Source organism: Buttiauxella noackiae ATCC 51607, assembly GCF_001654865.1.
GTDB classification, from domain to species: Bacteria; Pseudomonadota; Gammaproteobacteria; order Enterobacterales; family Enterobacteriaceae; genus Buttiauxella; species Buttiauxella noackiae.
The window spans coordinates 1-20,807 of the sequence record NZ_LXEO01000062.1 but is presented as its reverse complement, the minus strand read 5'-3'; the positions used below and the strand labels follow the sequence as shown (position 1 = coordinate 20,807).

The 20,807-nt window shown below is 50.4% G+C and carries 15 protein-coding genes and 1 riboswitch; of the genes, 4 read left to right on the top strand and 11 right to left on the bottom strand.

The window, feature by feature from the left end; translation table 11 throughout:
- Positions 1-7: 7 nt before the first annotated feature.
- The 3 genes from M979_RS18935 to pgi all read right to left on the bottom strand — a co-directional run bounded on the left by M979_RS18935 (position 8) and on the right by pgi (position 3,061).
- Positions 8-646, bottom strand: a complete 639-nt coding sequence (locus tag M979_RS18935; RefSeq protein WP_064556036.1) for a YjbF family lipoprotein — start codon at positions 644-646, stop codon at positions 8-10.
- An 86-nt stretch (positions 647-732) separates the two neighbouring features.
- Positions 733-978 carry an exopolysaccharide production protein YjbE gene (yjbE, locus tag M979_RS18930; protein ID WP_034456996.1) on the bottom strand — a complete coding sequence of 82 codons (246 nt, stop codon included), beginning with the start codon at positions 976-978 and terminating at the stop codon, positions 733-735.
- A 433-nt stretch (positions 979-1,411) separates the two neighbouring features.
- Positions 1,412-3,061: a glucose-6-phosphate isomerase gene (gene pgi, locus M979_RS18925; protein ID WP_064556035.1), complete on the bottom strand. Its 1,650-nt coding sequence runs from the start codon at positions 3,059-3,061 to the stop codon at positions 1,412-1,414.
- 254 nt (positions 3,062-3,315) lie between these two features.
- A riboswitch (Lysine riboswitch) is annotated at positions 3,316-3,477 on the top strand.
- A 272-nt stretch (positions 3,478-3,749) separates the two neighbouring features.
- Here pgi and lysC point away from each other — a divergent pair.
- The 3 genes from lysC (at position 3,750) to M979_RS18910 (ending at position 6,620) form a co-directional block, all read left to right on the top strand.
- A complete protein-coding gene (lysC, locus tag M979_RS18920) occupies positions 3,750-5,105 on the top strand; it encodes a lysine-sensitive aspartokinase 3 (protein ID WP_034456998.1) in 1,356 nt (451 codons plus the stop codon).
- Positions 5,106-5,202: 97 nt separating this feature from the next.
- Positions 5,203-6,150, top strand: a complete 948-nt coding sequence (panS, locus tag M979_RS18915) for a ketopantoate/pantoate/pantothenate transporter PanS (RefSeq protein WP_034456999.1) — start codon at positions 5,203-5,205, stop codon at positions 6,148-6,150.
- A 197-nt stretch (positions 6,151-6,347) separates the two neighbouring features.
- Entirely contained in the window at positions 6,348-6,620 is a 273-nt protein-coding gene (locus tag M979_RS18910) for a YjbD family protein (protein ID WP_034457000.1), read from the top strand.
- Position 6,621: 1 nt separating this feature from the next.
- Here the strand turns inward: M979_RS18910 and rluF are convergent, their stop codons facing one another.
- The 4 genes from rluF to metH form a co-directional block, all read right to left on the bottom strand.
- Positions 6,622-7,500 (bottom strand): 23S rRNA pseudouridine(2604) synthase RluF, encoded by an 879-nt coding sequence (gene rluF, locus M979_RS18905; RefSeq protein ID WP_034457001.1) that lies wholly within the window; start codon positions 7,498-7,500, stop codon positions 6,622-6,624.
- Positions 7,501-7,593: 93 nt separating this feature from the next.
- Positions 7,594-7,980, bottom strand: coding sequence for a hypothetical protein (locus tag M979_RS18900; RefSeq protein ID WP_373978890.1), 387 nt, complete (start codon positions 7,978-7,980; stop codon positions 7,594-7,596).
- A 140-nt stretch (positions 7,981-8,120) separates the two neighbouring features.
- Positions 8,121-9,749 (bottom strand): Na/Pi cotransporter family protein, encoded by a 1,629-nt coding sequence (locus tag M979_RS18895; RefSeq protein WP_034457002.1) that lies wholly within the window; start codon positions 9,747-9,749, stop codon positions 8,121-8,123.
- A gap of 182 nt (positions 9,750-9,931) precedes the next feature.
- The gene (gene metH / locus M979_RS18890) at positions 9,932-13,615 is read right to left on the bottom strand and encodes a methionine synthase (protein ID WP_064556034.1); all 3,684 of its coding nucleotides are present in this window, start codon (positions 13,613-13,615) and stop codon (positions 9,932-9,934) included.
- Between the two features lie 184 nt (positions 13,616-13,799).
- On the opposite strand from metH, the gene iclR reads away from it, so the two are divergent.
- Positions 13,800-14,633 (top strand): glyoxylate bypass operon transcriptional repressor IclR, encoded by an 834-nt coding sequence (iclR, locus tag M979_RS18885; RefSeq protein ID WP_034457004.1) that lies wholly within the window; start codon positions 13,800-13,802, stop codon positions 14,631-14,633.
- Here the strand turns inward: iclR and aceK are convergent.
- From aceK to metA, 4 genes are all read right to left on the bottom strand, one after another.
- Positions 14,630-16,372, bottom strand: a complete 1,743-nt coding sequence (gene aceK, locus M979_RS18880) for a bifunctional isocitrate dehydrogenase kinase/phosphatase (RefSeq protein WP_064556033.1) — start codon at positions 16,370-16,372, stop codon at positions 14,630-14,632. The genes iclR and aceK overlap by 4 nt on opposite strands.
- A gap of 97 nt (positions 16,373-16,469) precedes the next feature.
- Positions 16,470-17,780 (bottom strand): isocitrate lyase, encoded by a 1,311-nt coding sequence (gene aceA / locus M979_RS18875; RefSeq protein WP_064556032.1) that lies wholly within the window; start codon positions 17,778-17,780, stop codon positions 16,470-16,472.
- Between the two features lie 34 nt (positions 17,781-17,814).
- A complete protein-coding gene (gene aceB / locus M979_RS18870; protein ID WP_064556031.1) occupies positions 17,815-19,413 on the bottom strand; it encodes a malate synthase A in 1,599 nt (532 codons plus the stop codon).
- 259 nt (positions 19,414-19,672) lie between these two features.
- The gene (gene metA / locus M979_RS18865; protein WP_064556030.1) at positions 19,673-20,602 is read right to left on the bottom strand and encodes a homoserine O-acetyltransferase MetA; all 930 of its coding nucleotides are present in this window, start codon (positions 20,600-20,602) and stop codon (positions 19,673-19,675) included.
- Positions 20,603-20,807: the final 205 nt, after the last annotated feature.

The window sequence follows — 20,807 nt, the reverse complement described above, 5'->3', positions numbered from 1 at the left end:
TTTATTTTCATTCTTTCGCCGCCTTCAACAGAATCGTGGTGACAGGCCAATAATCCGGGCCAATATATTGTTTTGACTGACGTATATGACCTTCGCTGTCTATCCAGAAGCGGTTATGCCAGGTTTTACCGGCAGCGGTAACTTCTTCATCCAGAACACGAACGGGCGTACTGCTTTGGGCGACTTTCAGTGTGTCTGAACCATTCCAGGTAAAGATGGAATGCGCTGTCGCCATTCGCACCTGCTGATGTTCAGTCCAGGCCATTTGCCGTGTCCAACTCGCGCCATCTGTTATCCGATTTGCGTGTACCAACGGGTCATTATCCGTATTGGTCACTTGCTGGAGGTTATCCCCAAGGCCGGTAGTTTTTACGATGCGGCCCTGTTCGGTGACGATCATCGCCCGGTCTTGTGTTACCCATTTTTGTTGGTCATTTTCGTCATACGCCAGAACCACAAATATTTGCGGGCCGTTATTAATGCTCATGTACTGGCTGGCGTAGCGCATATTCTGAATATCGTCATGGGTAAGCTGCACACCGTCACTGCCCACAATACTGTGCCAGAGCGATGAGCCAAGACCTTTAGTGGTGACAGAGCAAGCCTGAAGTAACAGGCAAACAAGAAGAATTACGAGTCGCTGCACGAGGTTTCCCCGGAGTCGAAAAATGGCTAACAAGCAGGTTCAAAATAACCACACCGAAGTGTGGTTAGGATTAAATCACCCGGGATTTATCGGGTGCTGGTCGTTGTGGTTGTTGTGGTCCCGGTATTGGAACCATCACCGCCACCGGTTGCAGCAAGCGCTACACCCACTGCTGACCCGACAGTGCTGGCACTGGCCGCAGTCGAACTCCCTGCGGACTCATAAGTAGCTTGTGCACCAGCGGCTTCACCTACAGCAACCGGGTCAGCACTCGCCGCACCAGCGGCTGCCAGCGAGAATATGGCTAAAGCGCCATAAAGAGCTTTCTTCATAACAATTTCCCTTCATTGAATGAATGGAGATTTGCCCAAAAGAATTTCAGGCGTTTTCGAGTATACACAACAAGAAATAAAATCAGACCGAAACGGGAAATATGAATGGCGCTTTAAGATAAATGGAAAATAATAATATGATTAGAGATTGTATTTATATAATTACATTAAAAACAACAGGTTGAAATATTTACTCGAAGGAGTTAAATCTAATTAATCCGAAAGTTACCCAGCTAAATTATCAGGATATAGGTACTTTTAGGATTAACCTCAGAGGAGTATTGCGGGGATATTATGCGACAAGGAGATTTGTCTTATAGTTATTAAAATAAAGAAGCCGACATAACGTCGGCTTATATTTCATGTCTATTGCCCATATCCTAAATAATTCGAGTTGTGGCCCAAACCGCCATAACTCGAAGTATGATGGGTATTAAGCGCGCCAGGATTTATAGCGGTTAATCAGGCCATTGGTAGAACTGTCATGGCTGTTGATTTCTGCCGCATCACCCAGCTCAGGCAGAATACGGTTAGCCAGTTGCTTACCTAATTCCACGCCCCACTGATCGAAGGTGAAGATGTTCAGAATTGCACCCTGAGTGAAGATCTTATGCTCATACAGCGCAATCAGCGCCCCCAGGCTGAACGGCGTGATTTCACGCAGCAGGATGGAGTTGGTTGGGCGGTTGCCTTCGAATACTTTGAACGGCACAACGTGATCCAGCGTTTTAGGATCCAGACCCTGAGCTGCGTATTCCTGTTCAACCACTTCGCGAGCTTTACCAAATGCCAGTGCTTCTGTCTGAGCAAAGAAGTTAGACAGCAGTTTTGGATGATGGTCAGAAAGCGGGTTGTGGCTGGTCGCAGGTGCGATGAAGTCACAAGGAACCATTTTGGTACCCTGGTGAATTAGCTGATAGAACGCGTGCTGGCCGTTAGTGCCCGGCTCGCCCCAGATGATTGGGCCAGTCTGGTAATCCACAGCATTGCCGTTACGGTCAACATACTTACCGTTGGATTCCATATTGCCCTGCTGGAAGTAAGCAGCAAAACGGTGCATGTACTGGTCGTATGGCAGAATGGCTTCGGTTTCAGCGCCGAAGAAATTGTTGTACCAGATACCGATCAGCGCCAGCAGTACTGGCAGGTTCTGTTCTGCCGGAGTGTTAGCAAAATGCTGGTCCATGGCGTGTGCGCCAGACAGCAGTTCTACGAAGTTTTCGTAACCCACAGACAGGATGATGGACAGGCCAATTGCAGACCACAGGGAATAACGGCCGCCGACCCAATCCCAGAACTCAAACATATTCGCGGTATCAATACCAAACTCGCCCACCGCTTTAGCATTGGTAGACAGCGCGGCGAAGTGTTTCGCGACGTGTTTGTTGTCGCCAGCCGTTGCCAGGAACCAGTCGCGCGCGCTGTGGGCGTTGGTCATGGTTTCTTGTGTGGTGAAGGTTTTAGAGGCAACCAGGAACAGCGTGGTTTCCGGATCAACGTTCTTCAGCACTTCGGCAATGTGAGTCCCATCAACGTTAGACACAAAGTGCATGTTGAGGTGGTTTTTATAAGGACGCAGCGCTTCGGTCACCATGAATGGGCCGAGGTCTGAACCGCCGATACCGATGTTAACAATGTCAGTAATCGCTTTGCCGGTGTAGCCTTTCCAGTTACCGCTGATGATGCTCTCAGAGAAGGTTTTCATCTTCTCAAGCACCGCGTTCACTTCTGGCATCACATCTTTGCCATCAACGATGACTGGCGTGTTGCTGCGGTTACGCAGTGCAACGTGCAGCACAGCACGGTCTTCAGTGCGGTTAATCTTCTCGCCAGAGAACATGGATTTGATTGCACCCTGCAAATCCGTCTCTTTTGCCAACGCCTGCAGCTTGGCCAGGGTTTCTTCGGTGATGCGGTTTTTGGAGTAATCCACCAGCATTAAATCGTCGAAAGTGGCAGAGAATTTACCAAAACGGTCGGCATCCTGAGCGAACAGCTCAGCGATAGTGACGTCTTTCATTTCGTCAAAATGCGCCTGTAAAGCCTGCCATGCAGCGGTCTGCGTTGGGTTGATATTTTTCATAGCGTTACCCTTTTGATTTGAGAACTGTGACTGCGGTCAATTGTATATCCACAAAACAGGATTTGTGATGATTTTTCTACCATTGCACCGGGAATACCGTTTCAGATTATGTGCCCGCGAAGAAGTTACCAGGGTGGACTGAACACTCGATGACCCCGTCTACACTGAGAAAAACAGTATGGTTCATAGCACTCAGACGTTGACATCTGGCACGTAACATTTTATTTGTATACGGCTACTTGCTCACTTGTGAGTAAGCCAGAAGAGGCGCGCCGCCCAGGTATCGTGTTTGAGGAGCCAATCCGAAGACGACACAGGAGGGGGAGCGGCGCCGAGGTAATGTGCGTATGGCAGCGTGCATTATCGGCCACGGGGGCTGAATCCCTTGGGCTGTCACCAGGAGCATTTCACAACCGAATGCTCCAATTTATTCCCCGAATTTATTGGCATTACAGCAAGGCGACAAGCTTATGAATCCCGATGAACTTACTTAAGTAAGTGATTCAGGTGAGTTAGCGCAGACAACGCCGCTGTAGCGTCAAGAAATCGGGGAAACAAGGTGGGGCGCTTCTGGGTGTATCGTAGTTCAGAACTTCTATTCTACGTCTGCCCCGTATCCCGCTCTTCCCTTGTGCCAAGGCTTATTTATTTTTTTGCCATGAAAATGGCTCCCTGACACGAGGCTGTAATGTCCTACCCACAAACCGTTATTGCCAAATTTGGCGGCACCAGCGTTGCTGATTACGACGCGATGAACCGCAGCGCCGACGTGGTGCTGGCTGACGAAAACGTTCGCGTTGTTGTCCTTTCCGCATCAGCGGGTATCACCAATTTGCTGGTTGCGTTGGCAAGCGGCCTTGAAGCAACAGAGCGTTTTGTTAAGCTCGATGCGATTCGCAAAATCCAATATGACATTGTTGAGCGTCTGGCAAATCCGCAAATCATCCGCGAAGAAGTTGAACGTCTGCTTGAAAACATCACCACTTTAGCTGAAGCGGCATCCCTTGCTACTTCCTCAGCGTTAACCGATGAGTTGGTTAGCCATGGTGAATTGATGTCTACGCTGCTGTTTGTCGAGATTATGCGTGAGCGAAAAGTCGATGCCCAATGGTTCGATATCCGCAAAATCATGCGCACCAATGACCGCTTTGGCCGTGCTGAACCAGATGTCGCCACATTAGCAGAACTTGCAAGCCAACAGCTTCAACCTCGCCTGGCTCAATCTCTGGTCATCACTCAAGGTTTTATTGGTAGTGAAGCGAAAGGCCGCACTACCACGCTTGGACGTGGCGGCAGCGACTATACAGCGGCACTGTTGGGTGAAGCACTGCATGCCAGCCGAGTTGATATCTGGACTGACGTGCCAGGGATTTACACTACCGACCCACGTGTCGTGCCAGCGGCAAAACGCATCGACAAAATTGCCTTTGAAGAAGCAGCTGAAATGGCAACATTCGGCGCAAAAGTACTGCATCCGGCAACATTAATGCCTGCAGTGCGTAGCGATATCCCAGTGTTTGTCGGCTCCAGCAAAGATCCCAAAGCGGGCGGTACACTGGTTTGTAACAAAACAGAAAATCCACCGCTGTTCCGTGCTCTGGCACTACGTCGTAAACAAACCCTGGTGACACTCAATAGCCTGAGCATGCTGCACTCCCATGGTTTCCTGGCGGAAGTGTTCAATATTCTGGCGCAACATAATGTTTCTGTTGATTTGATTACCACTTCAGAAGTTAGCATTGCGCTGACGCTCGATACTACGGGTTCAACTTCCAATAGTGATAGCCCGCTGACCACATCGCTCCTGACTGAGCTCTCCTCACTGTGTCGTGTCGAAGTGGAAGAAAACCTCGCCCTGATTGCCATCATCGGTAATAAGCTTTCTAAAGCCTGTGGTGTGGGCAAAGAGGTGTTTGGCGTGCTCGACCCGTTTAACATCCGCATGATTTGCTATGGCGCATCCAGCTACAACCTGTGCTTCCTAGTGCCTGGCGACGACGCTGAAAAAGTGGTGCAAAAACTTCACCACAATCTGTTTGAATAAAATTTCCACTTACTTAAAGTAATTAATACCAAATGCCGGGCTCGATCCCGGCATTTTTATAACCATAAAACAACACAACACTTGCAAGGATCTCACTATGCTCGCTTCATTAACCCGACTGTTTCCGCTGTGGGCGGTGCTGCTGTCTGTACTCGCCTATTTTACTCCCAATACCTTTACCCCCATTGGCCCGTGGGTCAGCACACTTTTGATGCTGATCATGTTCGGGATGGGCGTACATCTGCGCATTGATGATTTTAAACGCGTGCTGTCGCGACCCGCGCCCGTAGCGGCTGGAACCTTCCTGCATTACCTGGTTATGCCGCTGGCGGCCTGGGTTTTGGCGAAGTTGTTTCATATGCCACCTGACCTCTCCGCGGGTATGGTTTTGGTTGGAAGCGTGGCTAGCGGGACTGCATCAAACGTAATGATTTATCTGGCAAAAGGGGATGTGGCGCTCTCGGTGACTATATCTTCCGTTTCCACTCTGGTCGGTGTTTTTGCGACACCGCTCCTTACACGTCTGTATGTTGATGCAGATATCAAAGTAGACGTGATGGGCATGTTATTAAGCATCCTGCAAATTGTGGTTATCCCGATTGGTCTTGGCTTGATTGTGCATCATCTATTCCCACGCCTTGTGAAGCGCGTTGAGCCCTATCTACCTGCATTTTCGATGGTCTGTATTCTGGCAATTATCAGCGCTGTGGTAGCAGGCTCAGCCTCTCACATCGCCTCTGTAGGTTTGATGGTCATTGTTGCAGTCATTCTGCATAACGGAATTGGCTTACTAAGCGGCTATTGGGGTGGACGTCTATTCGGTTTCGATGAATCCACCTGCCGTACGCTGGCAATTGAAGTAGGGATGCAGAACTCAGGTCTTGCTGCGACACTGGGTAAAATATACTTCTCACCACTGGCGGCACTTCCTGGCGCGCTGTTCTCGGTGTGGCATAACCTTTCTGGCTCTCTTCTTGCGGGATACTGGTCCGGTAAACCTATTGATGAAGAAAAGGAAAAGCGTTTGAAAAAGCATCGTGCATGAGTGATTTCTCATCTCAAAAAATGCCCGGGAAACCGGGCATTTTGCTTTTATCAAACCGAAACGCTGGCGGGCAAGTCGGTGTAGTTGAACAAAATTATCTACACTTTAGGGGTAACGTTGATACCAGAAGCTGATTTTTACTGAGCTTGAGGGCGGTTTGCTTTACACTGGAGGCCACTTCTTAAGAGGCCGCAACGATGTCCACATCCAAACTTACACAGCAAGACATGACCGAAGCCGAGCAGCGCGAATTGAAAACGCGGCTAGACCGCGCACGCATCGCCCATGGTCGCCCCCTGACAAACTCAGAAATTAACCACGTTAAAAAAACCTATATTGACCAATTGATTGCGGAACGCGAACTGGCAGCTAAAAAAGCCCGCCAGGTTAAAAAACAAAAAACAGCAAAACAGGATACGTCTGCAACCTACTCCTGGTCTGCAAACAACCACTCTCGTGGAAAGCGCTAACTTAGCGCCCTTTCTTCTTACGCCCTGGCTGGGCAAAGCGTTTACGTGAAGCTAGCTCTGCCGGGGTTTTAGCGGTACTTTTCGGTCCGCTGACAACCGGTTTTTTCACCGCGGCTGGTTTAGCCTTTGGCTTTGCAGTTTTTGCCGGTTTTGCTTCAGAAGAAGAGTTCTCAATCAGCTTAAACAATTCAACTAACTCATCGTCGGTCAAGTCACGCCACTCACCCAATGGCAGCCCTTTCATGCTGACATTCATGATGCGGGTACGCTCAAGCTTCGTCACTTCATAACCAAAATGTTCGCACATACGGCGAATCTGGCGGTTGAGTCCTTGCACCAACGTGATACGAAACACAAAGGGAGCTTCTTTCTTCACTTTGCATTTCTTGGTTACGGTTCCCAGCATCGGAACGCCCGCCCCCATCCCGCGAATGAACTCATCGGTTACTGGTTTGTTTACCGTAACGACATATTCTTTTTCGTGGTCATTGCCGGCACGCAGAATTTTATTCACCAGATCGCCATGATTGGTGAGGAAAATCAGCCCCTGAGAATCTTTATCTAAGCGTCCAATAGGGAAAACGCGTTTGCTGTGGTTAACGAAATCGACAATGTTGTCTTTCTCACCATCTTCGGTGGTACTCACAATGCCCACCGGCTTGTTCAGTGCGATAAGTACCAGATCGTCTTCGTCACGGGGCTCGATTAACTGACCGTTGACCTTCACCACATCTCCGGCAAATACCTGATCGCCAATCGCGGCGCGTTTGCCGTTAATAAAAACATTTCCCTGTTCGATGTAACGATCGGCGTCGCGGCGGGAGCAGATACCGCTCTCGCTAATGTATTTGTTCAGACGTATAGATGAGTTGGTCAGCATGGTTCCTCCGTAAAACCCGGAATATACCTTACATAAAGGGCGATGCGAACAGACTCGGGCAACAAACGCGAAGTTCATTGCCCGCAAAGGGGATTATTTAGCAGGCGTCGCCGCAATTACGGCTAATTTTTTCTGAATATCTTTATCCAGATTATTCACCCAATGATTGTACGAGCGGTGAATTTCGCCGTCGGATGCCAGTAAATTTACGCTGCTGACATAGTTAATCGAGTAGTTTCTTTCACTGTAGTTAATGCGAACAGTCACGCTGTGTTTACGGATATTTTGTGTCGCATTAATCACCCCTGGCCCTGCAACTGACATTATCCAGTCACGCCCCTGCCCTGCATTGATGATTGCGTCTTTGACCTGCTCAGTTGTCACATGCTGAGTGATGATGGTCTGTGGTGTCCGAACGGGTTCCGTTCTTTCGAGTGCCTTACACCCAGCCAACGCCGATATACAGAGTGCCGCTATCATCAATTTTTTTATTTTCACTGTCGAATCCCTTTGGTTTTATGAATTTAAGCGGCAGGATTATAAACGGTGTAAATATCAAGCAGAAGAAAAAACAGGCAACTTAGTAAAAGGCACCTTCATTTCGGAAAGTGCCTTTTCGATTAGTACTCGTCCCTTTCGTCATCGTCAGGCTGTTCAAGTACGCTGTATGCGACCGCGCAGAACAGTGAGTTCAGGCGCTTCATATCGCCAAGCAAACCAAGGTGCAATGAGCTTGTTTCAATGCTCTGCACGTTTTGCTGATGCAGGCGGTCAACGTGGGCGTGTGAGAATCGGCGGTTAAGAATACGGAAGCGATGTTTATTACGGCGCAAACGGCGCGCGCTGTTCACATCGGCGGAGAAAAATACCGACAGGCTAAGCTTCAGGTTGCTGGTTAATTGTTGGAGCAGAATATCCAGCTCTTTCAGGCCATCTGGCGAGAATGCCCGACGCGTGGCCAGCGATTTATCCGCCACTTCACTCCCCATGCGCTCAAGGATATCTGCCGCCTGCTCCAGGTTTAGCGACATTTCAATAATCTCTGCCCAGCGACGAGATTCAACCTCTGCCAGTTCCTCTTTCTGCATTTGCGCCATATACAGTTTGATTGCGGTATAGAGCACATCGACATCATCGGCGAGCTTACGCAGTTCCTTCTCCTGGCGCGGCTCTCCGTGCATCACTTTGCTCCAGGTTTCCAGCATTTGCTCCAGCACATCACCCATACGCAAGGTTTCACGCGCTGCGTTGGATAAGCCAAGTGCTGGGGTATCCAGAGCCGTTACATCAAGATGTTTCGGCTTCATCCGGGCATCAACTTCAGGCGTTTCACTAATCACCTTACGGCAAAAGCGTGCCATTACGCCGGCAAATGGCACCATCGCCAGGCAGCGAATCAGGTTGTAGAACACGTGGAAGTAGATAACCAGTTCGGATTCCGGCTGGGAGAGTTTTTGCATCGCATCCGCCAGAATATGCACGAACGGCAGCACAATCACGCCGCCCACCAGCTTGAACAACAAACTGCCGAGGGCAACGCGACGGGCAGCAGCGTTAGCGGTGCTGTTGTTGATCATCGCCAATAGGCCAGAGCCAAGGTTGGCACCAATCACCAGACATAGCGCGACATCAAACGAAATAATTCCCGCAGAAGTCAGCGTGGCGGTCAGTAAAACCGCAGCAAGGCTTGAATAACTGATGATGGCAAACATTGCGCCAATCAACGCATCGAGCATGATATCGCCGGTTAACGAGGCGAAAATGACCTGCACGCCGGATGCCTGAGTAATTGGCGTCACCGCAGCAACAATCAACTCCAGTGCCAGCAAAATCAGCCCGAGGCCAATGCCCACGCGGCCAAGTTGTCCGGCACGCGTTTGTTTGCGGCTGAGGAAGAAAATAACGCCAATGAAGATGAGTAACGGCGAGAGCCACGAGAGATCAAAGGTCAGAATTCGCGCCATTAACGCGGTACCAACATCCGCCCCCAGCACAATCACCAGCGCAGGGGTAAGCGCCACCAAATCCTGGGCCACAAAAGAGGTGACCAACATTGTGGTGGCGTTGCTGCTTTGCACCAGTGCGGTAACGCCAATACCTGCGCAAAAGGCGAACGGTTTTTTTTCAACACTGCGGCTAAGTACGCTACGGAGATTTGCACCGTAAACGCGCATGATGCCGGTACGCACAATGTGCGTGCCCCATACCAATAGCGCCACCGCAGAAAGCAAATGCAGTAAAGTCAGCACACTTTCTCCTGGTTAGTTTGAGCGAAGAAATTCCTTCTCTTTCCAGTATATAACGCCTGGTGAGATTTAAACGTTTCGGGATGTAAGAAGGGGAAAAGGAAGGAATTTAGGGTGGATAAGCGCACGCCATCCACCCTTTTTGTCGGATGACGCTAACGCTTATCCGACCTACAAAGTAAAAACTAATCCGCGTCATACCCCAAATTCGGTGCTAACCAGCGTTCCACATCGGTAACAGACATCCCTTTACGGCGCGCATAGTCTTCCACCTGGTCGCGCTGAATTTGCGCCACGGCGTAGTACTTGCTATCAGGATGGCTGAAGTACCAGCCGGAAACCGAAGCGCCAGGCCACATGGCGTAGGATTCAGTAAGTTTCATCCCCACCACATTTTCGACGTCCAGCAGTTCCCAGATAGTCGCTTTTTCAGTGTGTTCCGGGCAGGCCGGATAACCTGGTGCCGGGCGAATCCCTTGATAGTTTTCACGGATAAGCTCTTCGTTGCTGAGGTTCTCTGTTGGCGCGTAGCCCCAGTAAACTTTACGCACACGCTCATGTAAATATTCCGCAAAAGCTTCGGCCAGACGGTCAGACAATGCTTTCACCATGATTTTGTTGTAATCATCATGCTGTGCTTCATAACCTTCCGCTAACGCGTCTTCTTCCATGCCACCAGTGACCGCAAACGCACCGATGTAGTCAGCTTTTCCACTGAGTTTCGGTGCCACAAAATCGGCCAGGCAGTAGTTAGCAAAACCTGTTTTCTCGGTCTGTTGGCGCAAATGGTGTGCAACGGTCTGCACATGGGTGCGCGATTCATCACGATAGATTTCGATGTCATCATCCACACGGTTTGCCGGGAACAGACCGACGACACCACGCGGCGTCAGCAATTTTTCCGCATGCAATCTGTCGAGCATATCGTTGGCGTCTTTAAACAGGCGTTTCGCCTCTTCACCCACAACTTCATCTTCGAGGATGCGCGGGTATTTCCCGGCCAGCGACCAGGTCATAAAGAATGGCGTCCAGTCGATGTAGTTACGCAGCGTTTCGATACTCGCCGTCACTTCCTGCACACCAGGGCGATGCGGGACGGGCGGTGTATAGCTTGCCCAATCAAATGCAAAATCGTTTTCACGGGCAGCAGCAAGAGTGACCGGCGGAGTACGCGGCTTTTTGCGACCGTGCTGGGTTCGAACAGTGACATATTCTTTGCGCGTGCGTTCCACAAACTCGTCATGCTGAGTCGGAGAAAGCAGTGCCGCCACGACACCTACGGTACGCGAGGCGTTCTGCACATAAACTGTCGGGCCGCTGTAGTTCTGCTCGATTTTCACCGCCGTGTGCGCTTTCGAGGTTGTCGCCCCGCCAATCAGCAGCGGTAGCGTAAAGCCCTGGCGCTCCATCTCTTTGGCGACGTTCACCATTTCATCCAGCGACGGCGTAATCAGGCCAGACAGGCCGATAATATCGGCACCCACTTCACGGGCAGTTTTCAAAATCTTCTCGCCAGGCACCATTACGCCAAGATCGATGATTTCATAGTTGTTACATTGCAGCACCACACCCACGATGTTTTTGCCGATGTCGTGAACGTCGCCTTTTACCGTGGCGAGCACGATTTTGCCGTTGGTGGAGCCTTTCTCTTTACTGGCTTCAATGTACGGCTCGAGGTACGCCACCGCTTGTTTCATCACGCGCGCAGATTTCACCACCTGTGGCAGGAACATTTTCCCTTCACCAAACAGGTCGCCAACCACGTTCATGCCGTCCATCAGCGGGCCTTCAATGACCTGAATCGGGCGTTCAGACTGCTGACGGGCTTCTTCTGTATCGAGTTCAATAAACTCGGTGATGCCTTTAACCAGCGAATATTCAAGACGCTTTTTCACATCCCAGCTACGCCACTCGGCTTGCTGAGCAGTCGCGCCATCGTCGCTTTTCGTACCGCGATATTTTTCAGCCAGATCGAGCAAACGCTCGGTGCTGTCGTCGCGGCGGTTAAGAATGACGTCTTCAACCGCATCGCGCAATTCCTGCGAGAGATCGTCATATATCGCCAGTTGTCCGGCGTTAACAATCCCCATATCCATGCCGTTGCGAATGGCGTAGTAAAGGAAGACCGCGTGGATCGCTTCACGCACCGGGTCGTTGCCCCGGAAGGAGAACGACACGTTCGATACGCCGCCTGAAATCATCGCATGAGGCAGTTCGCGCTTGATATCGGCACACGCATCGATGAAGTCCTGTGCGTAGTTATTATGTTCTTCAATCCCGGTCGCAACGGCAAAGATATTCGGGTCAAAAATAATGTCTTCCGGCGGGAAGCCCACTTCTTCGGTCAGAATTTTGTAGGCGCGGCGGCAAATTTCAATTTTGCGCTCACGGGTATCCGCCTGGCCGACTTCGTCAAACGCCATTACCACCATCGCGGCACCGTAACGGCGCACCAGTTTTGCGTGACGGATAAACGGCTCCACGCCTTCTTTCATGGAGATGGAGTTAACAATGCCTTTTCCCTGAATACACTTCAGGCCTTTTTCGATGACGTCCCATTTCGAGGAGTCAATCATGATTGGTACACGGGCAATATCTGGCTCACCGGCAATCAGATTGAGGAAACGTACCATCGCCGCTTCGGCGTCGAGCATCCCTTCATCCATGTTGATGTCGATGATCTGCGCGCCACTTTCAACCTGCTGAAGTGCCACTTCCAACGCTTCGTTATATTTTTCTTCTTTGATCAGGCGCTTAAACTTGGCAGAACCGGTGACGTTGGTACGCTCACCCACGTTGACAAACAGGCTATCGGCGCCAATGTTCAGCGGCTCAAGCCCCGCCAGGCGGCATGCCACTGGCAGGTCTGGTATTTTACGTGGGGCAACGCCTTCTACGGCTTTGCTCATTGCCGCAATGTGTGCAGGTGTGGTACCGCAGCAACCGCCGATAATGTTCAGGAAACCTGCCTGAGCCCATTCGCCAATCTGGTTGGCCATCTCAGTTGCATCGAGATCGTATTCACCGAAAGCATTTGGCAGGCCGGCATTCGGGTGCGCGGTAACGTAACAGTCAGCAATGCGTGAAAGCTCAGCGACATACTGGCGTAGCTCATCTGGCCCCAATGCACAGTTCAGACCGAAGGTCAGCGCATCGGCGTGACGCAGTGAGTTATAGAAGGCTTCGGTCGTTTGGCCGGAAAGGGTACGGCCTGAAGCGTCGGTGATGGTGCCGGAAATCATGATCGGTAAATCAACACCCAGCGCTTCAAATTCAGTTTTAACCGCAAAAATAGCCGCTTTGGCGTTCAGAGTATCGAACACCGTCTCAATCATAATCAGATCGGAGCCACCTTCCACCAGCGCGCGTGTAGATTCGCGATAAGCGTCTACCAGTTGATCAAAGGTCACATTGCGGAATGCAGGGTCGTTCACGTCCGGTGAAATAGAGGCAGTACGGTTAGTTGGGCCTAACACACCTGCCACGTAGCGTGGTTTTTCAGGTGTGCGTGCTGTCCATTCATCAGCACAAGCACGGGCGAGTTTAGCCGCCTCAAAGTTGATTTCTGCCGACAGGGATTCCATTTGGTAATCCGCCATCGCGATGGTCGTTGAGTTGAAGGTGTTGGTTTCGACGATGTCAGCGCCAGCTTCAAAATAGGCGTAGTGAATAGCGGCAATGATTTCCGGCTTGCTCAGGACCAGCAAGTCATTGTTCCCTTTCAGGTCACATGGCCAGTCCGCAAAGCGCTCTCCACGGAAATCACTCTCATCAAGACGGTAGCTCTGGATCATGGTTCCCATACCACCATCCAGTACCAAAATGCGTTGTTGCAACTGCTGATGCAGTTTTTCTAATTTATTGCTCACTCTAACTCCCACCTGTTTACCCAAGCCTGTCAGCCTACAAGGCATACTGTCATAACTTGTAATAGTCGCAAAGCAATGGAACATGAGACATGTTCACCTGACTGATCCGATGAGTCCAATGCTGGTTGCATTATCGCCAAATAAAACGAAAATGATTTCCACGATACGAAAACAGGAGTTAGTTATGGTTGCTGCCGTTCCCGCCAAACGTGGAAAAAAACCGCGTGCTGCCACAGTGGCCGCACCACAACCCACCGGACAGGTTCAGTCGCTTACTCGCGGCCTGAAATTGCTTGAATGGATTGCTGAATCACACGGTAGTGTTGCCCTCACCGAGCTGGCGCAGCAAGCAGGTTTACCTAACTCCACGACTCATCGTCTACTGACCACCATGCAACAACTTGGCTTTGTACGCCAGATCGGCGATCTCGGGCACTGGACGATTGGCGCACATGCGTTTGTTGTGGGTAGTAGCTTCTTACAAAGCCGCAATCTGTTGGCAATTGTTCACCCGATACTGCGCAAGTTGATGGAAGACTCCGGCGAAACGGTGAACCTGGCAGTGCTCGACCATAGCGATCATCAGGCGATTATTATCGACCAGGTGCAATGCGCGCAGCTTATGCGGATGTCAGCCCCAATTGGTGGCAAATTACCCATGCATGCATCCGGTGCAGGAAAGGTGTTTCTCGCGAATTTGAGTGACGACCAGGTGGCAACTCTGCTGCATCGCAAAGGGCTGCATAGCTATACCCCTGCGACGCTCACCTCTCCGTTACATTTGAAAGAAGATTTGGCGCAAACGCGTAAGCGCGGATATTCATTTGATGATGAAGAACATGCGTTGGGGTTGCGCTGTGTAGCGGCGTGTATCTATGACGAGCATCATGAAGCCTTTGCCGCGATTTCAATTTCCGGGCCGATTTCACGTATCACTGATGACCGCGTTACCGAGTTAGGCGCGTTAGTGATTAAAGCGGCGAAGGAGATTACTCAGGCTTATGGCGGCGGGCGCTAACCCGCCTGCTGTAATTGTCCAAAACGCTGGCAGAAACGCTGGCGTTTGCGATAGGCAAAAACATCTTCCACATGGCCGTTACGGATTCGCTCCTGCAACGCCCGCCAATAATCGGCGCGAAACAGATCGCTGTGCATCTCATCAAACAGCTGACGGATACGCGGGTCGGCGCATAAGTAGTGGCGGAATTCTTCCGGGAACACATCCCCCAGCGCTACGCTGTACCACGGCTCGGCAGAGAGTTCATCCTCAGGGTAACGCGGCGGCGGTACGTTGCGAAAATTCACTTCTGTCATGTAGCAAATTTCATCGTAATCGTAGAACACCACGCGCCCGTGGCGTGTCACACCAAAGTTTTTAAACAGCATGTCGCCGGGAAAGATATTGGCGGCGGCAAGCTGGCGGATAGCGTTACCGTATTCTTCCACCGCATCGCGTAATTGCTGCCCTTCTACCTGCTCAAGCCACAAATTCAGCGGCACCATTCGGCGTTCAATATAAAGATGGCTGATGGCAATACGGTCGCCGAGATCGGTCAGTTTTTCAGGCACTTCCTGCTGTAATAACGCCATCAATGGCTGGCTAATTTGATGTTTAGACAGCACAAAGTTTTCAAATTCCTGGGTATCGGCCATGCGCCCGACGCGGTCATGCTCTTTGACCAGTTGATAGCACTCGCGCACCCGCTCAGCAGTAACCTCTTTTTGTGGCGCGAACTTGTCTTTAATCACTTTGAATACCCGGTCAAAACCAGGCAGCGTAAACACCAGCATCACCATGCCACGGATACCCGGTGCTTCAATAAACTGCTCATCAGTAGCAGAGATATATGTCAGATATTCACGGTAACTTTCAGTTTTACCGTGTTTCTGGCAACCAATTGCCATATACAATTCGGCCGTCGTTTTACCGGGCAACAACTCGCGTAGCCACTCCACCAGAGCCGCAGGTTGTGGCGCATAAACCATGAAATAGGAACGGGCAAAACCAAAGACAATACTCGCTTCGGCGGCACTGGTTAAACAGGTATCAACGACCAGATAGCCATCATCAGTGCGATGAATTGGCAGTAAAAACGGCACTTTACCACTCGGCAAAACCAGCTTACCTACAAGCCAGGCGGCTTTATTGCGATAAAACAGCTCATTGGCGACCTCAAGGGATGCCTGCTGCAAAGCATCAGAACCAAAGGTTTCCGTCAGATGCGCAATGATGTAACCCGCATCTCGCGCCAAATCTTGCCACGGCAAACGCAAAGGCAAATCTCTTAGCAAGGAGCGCAGAAGTGGCTGCCATCCTAAAGCTGGGGTAAAGGATTTCGATAACGGACGAGGGATCTCACGAAAACGCTTTTCTTCCTGAGAGCTAAAGATAAAAAGCCGCTCGGGAGATAACGAGCGGTGATCGAATAGTCGACAATAAACAGAATTGAAAAAGCTTTCGGCGATTTCAAAGCGAGGGTAATCGGGTAGCAATTGTGTGTACTGCGCTTTGACTCGCAGTAAAAACTCGTCGTCAGTATTGTGGCTGCCAGTGATGCAACGCAATTGCTCCACCACCAGGCCAACATGGTGATCGTAGAGATGGATGCGACTTTTCATCGCCTGCTGAACTGCATGCCAGTCTGCTTGTTCAAAGCGCTGCTGGGCTCCTGCGGTCACTTCAAGAAAGCGGCCATACTGCGCGTCAAAACCTTGCAGGATAGTGTGGGCAATTAACAGTTCCAGCCTACGAGTCATAACGCACCCCATCTAAATTTAGGGTGGAAAAGCGAAGCGTCGTCCACCTTCGACTTTAAATGGTGGATGACTCGGTGCTTATCCGCCCTACAAGAACTCAGAATTGCTCTTCTTCCGTTGACCCCGTTAATGCCGTCACCGAAGAAGCTCCCCCCTGAATAATCGTCGTCACACGGTCGAAATACCCGGTGCCCACTTCCTGCTGATGGGAAACGAAGGTGTAACCTTCAGGTGCTGCGGCAAATTCTGGCTGCTGCACTTTTTCCACGTAATGGCGCATCCCTTCACCCTGCGCGTAGGCGTGTGCCAGATCGAACATGTTGAACCACATGCTGTGGATGCCCGCGAGTGTAATAAATTGGTATTTGTAGCCCATTGCTGACAGTTCCTCCTGGAACGAAGCAATAGTTTTGTCGTCGAGGTTTTTCTTCCAGTTAAATGATGGTGAACAGTTATACGCCAGCAGTTTGCCTGGGAAGCGCGCATGAATGGCATCGGCAAAGCGGCGTGCCTGCTCAAGGTCTGGCTTAGAGGTTTCACACCACACCAAATCGGCGTACGGCGCATAGGCAAGCCCACGGCTGATTGCCTGCTCAATACCCGCGCGAGTGCGGTAGAAACCTTCTTGCGTGCGTTCACCAGTAATGAATTCGCGGTCGTATTCATCGCAATCCGAAGTAATCAAATCCGCAGCATCGGCATCGGTACGGGCAATAACAAGTGTCGGAACACCCATAACGTCAGCGGCCAAACGTGCCGCAACCAGTTTCTGAATCGCTTCTTGAGTAGGAACTAATACTTTGCCGCCCATATGGCCGCATTTCTTAACCGATGCGAGCTGATCTTCAAAGTGAACGGCTGCCGCACCGGCCTGAATCATCGATTTCATCAACTCGAAAGCATTCAGTACGCCACCAAAACCGGCCTCTGCATCCGCCACGATCGGCAGGTAGTAATCAACATAACGCGGATCACCTTCTTCAATGTTCGATGCCCACTGGATCTGATCGGCGCGACGGAACGTGTTGTTGATCCGATCAACCACTGCCGGCACCGAGTTCGCCGGGTACAACGATTGATCCGGGTACATGCTGGAAGCCAGGTTGGCATCTGCCGCCACCTGCCAACCGGACAGATAAATGGCTTCGATGCCTGCTTTCGCCTGTTGCAACGCCTGCCCGCCGGTTAACGCACCGAGACTGTTGATGTACCCTTTTTTCGATTCACCATGCAGCAGGCGCCACATTCGCGCCGCGCCATTTTGCGCAAGCGTACATTCAGGGTTCACCGAGCCGCGCAGCTTAACCACTTCTTCTGCACTGTACGGGCGCTTGATGCCTTCCCAGCGTGGCTGCGTCCAGTCTTGTTGTAATTGTTCGATTTGTTGGGTGCGTGAGGTTTTAGTCATGGCAGATGCTCCTTGATTTTTATTTAAGTAGGGTTCAGGCAAGCAGGCGGTAGCCCGGCAGCGTCAGGAAGTCGATTAACGTATCGGAGGTGGTGATTTGTTCCATCAGGCGAGCCGCTTCATCAAAGCGCCCTTGGCTGAAACGCTTGTCGCCTAACTCTTCCTGAATCACGAACATCTCTTCGGCCAGCATCTGGCAGAACAGCGCTTTGGTAACCGTTTGGCCGTTGCTCAATGTTTTTTCGTGACGGATCCACTGCCAGATTGAGGTTCGCGAAATTTCGGCGGTCGCGGCATCTTCCATCAGCCCGTAGATCGGTACGCAGCCATTGCCTGAAATCCACGCTTCGATGTATTGCACCGCGACGCGGATGTTCGCGCGCATTCCCGCTTCAGTGCGTTCACCAGGACACGCTTCCAGCAGCTGTTCGGCGGTAATCGGAGCATCTTCTGCGCGTAAAACATGCAGCTGGTTTTTGTCATCGCCTAATGCTTTGGTAAAGACTTCCATTACTGTGTCAGCGAGGCCTGGATGCGCAATCCATGTACCATCGTGGCCGTTGGTGGCTTCCATTTGTTTGTCGGCTTTAACTTTATTGAGCACCCACTCATTGCGTTGGCTGTCTTTACTCGGGATAAACGCCGCCATGCCGCCCATGGCAAACGCTCCCCGGCGGTGACAGGTTTTGATCAGTAAACGCGAATAGGCATTCAGGAACGGTTTGTCCATGGTGACGGACTGGCGATCGGGCAGGATACGATCCGGATGATTTTTCAGGGTTTTAATGTAGCTGAAAATGTAATCCCAACGGCCACAGTTCAGCCCGACAATGTGATCGCGCAGTGCATGCAGGATCTCGTCCATCTGGAATACCGCTGGCAGTGTTTCAATCAGCAGCGTCGCTTTAATGGTGCCGCGTGGCAGCGAGAAATGATCTTCTGTAAAGCTGAAAACTTCGCTCCACCAGGCGGCTTCCTGCCAGGATTGTGTTTTTGGCAGGTAGAAATAGGGGCCACTGCCTTTGGCCAGCAGGGCATCCACGTTGTGGAAGAAGTAAAGAGCGAAGTCGAACAGGCTACCCGGGATAGGTTCATCGCGCCAGGTGACATGTTTTTCCGGTAAGTGCAGGCCACGAACACGGCAAACCAGTACCGCGGGATCAGGCTTCAACTGATAAATTTTGCCTGCTTCGTTTGTCCAGCTAATGGTGCCGTTTATCGCATCACGCAGGTTGATTTGGCCATCAATAACTTTGCTCCAGCTTGGTGCCAGTGAGTCTTCAAAGTCGGCCATGAACACTTTGACGTTAGCATTTAAAGCGTTGATCACCATCTTGCGTTCAACCGGGCCTGTAATTTCGACGCGTCGATCCAGTAAATCGGCTGGGATTCCACGAATAGTCCATTCAGATTCACGAATGGAACTTGTTTCCGAAATAAAATCTGGAAGCTTTCCAGCATCAATTTCTGCCTGCTGTACGGTGCGTGCCGCCAGCAGCTTATTACATTGCGGTGTAAAGCGGGTGACGAGCTCACTGAGAAACTCTACTGCATCAGGCGTCAGTATCTGTCGCTCTGGTTCACCAAACGGTTGGCTAAAGGCCAACTCTGCGCTAACTGTCTGTTGTGTCATTGGATCTCTCCCCTCATATCATCCCGTCAATAACGCCAATTCTATCTGGTACGTCCAGTGTCTGGTTTTCACTCAACAGGATTAAGACTACTTCATGATTATTTAAAATCAAAAACAATTTCCATTTTTGAATTTAAAATCTTTTATCACATTGATATTTATGAAGTTAAAAATTATTCAGTCAGGGAAGTGGTTTTTAGAAAATAAAAAAGGCACCCAAAGGTGCCTTGATCGTAGAGGTGACGGGATGCTGAAACGCTTAATCGAGCGTTGGGTTCATATGACGCAGATCGAAAGGTGTGATCTGATAAACGTAGTAGTTCAGCCAGTTTGTGAACAGTAAATTCCCGTGACTACGCCAGGTTGCATGCGGCTTCTTCTGCGGGTCATTACCCGGGAAATAGTTATAAGGCACATCTGGATTCAGACCTGCTTCTACGTCGCGGAAATACTCACCTGAAAGCGTGTGTGAATCATATTCCGGATGGCCCGTTACAAATGCAATGCGTTTATCTTTGCTACCAAAAAGGTAAGCATCCCCTTCTTCTGACTCGGCCAGAACTTCGAGATCGGTGTAGTCACGGATCAACGATGCAGGGAAATCGGCGTAACGCGAATGTGGCGCCAGGAAAGTATCATCAAAGCCGCGAGTTAGCAGCGCGTGCGGGTAAGTGAGGTTATGCTCATATACGCCCGACAATTTCTCTTTGCGCGTTTGCTTAGGAATACCGTAAATAATATTGAGTGCAGCTTGCACAGCCCAACAGACAAATAGCGTTGAGGTGACGTGATCTTTAGCCCAATGAATCACTTGTTCGATCTGCGGCCAGTAGGCCACATCGTTAAACTCAACCAGGCCCAATGGCGCACCGGTAACGATAAGCCCATCAAAATTTTCATCCTGTATATCGTCGAAATTACAGTAGAAGTTATTGAGGTGCTCAGTTGGTGTATTACGGGATTCGCGCGAATCAATGCGTAACAACTGAACGTCAACCTGTAGAGGAGAGTTAGAAAGCAGACGTAAAAACTGGTTCTCCGTCTCAATCTTTTTCGGCATCAGATTAAGTATGAGCACCTTGAGCGGACGGATCTCCTGATTGCTTGCGCGCGATGTTGTCATGACAAAGACATTCTCATCCCGCAGGAAATTGACAGCTGGTAACTCATCCTGCACCCGAATTGGCATAACCTTATATCCTCAAAACATACGTTTAAACGTTTAGACATCCAGATAGCTGAAGATAACTCGCGGACTGTCAAATGTCGAGTATTCATAAGATAGTTGAAAATGTTTCACTTAAGCGCGAATTTTATAGGCAGGGGGTTAAACTAGTTTATGGCGTGATTTTCAGAGGATTATATCGAGGAAATGAGAGTGGTTTTCGTAAATT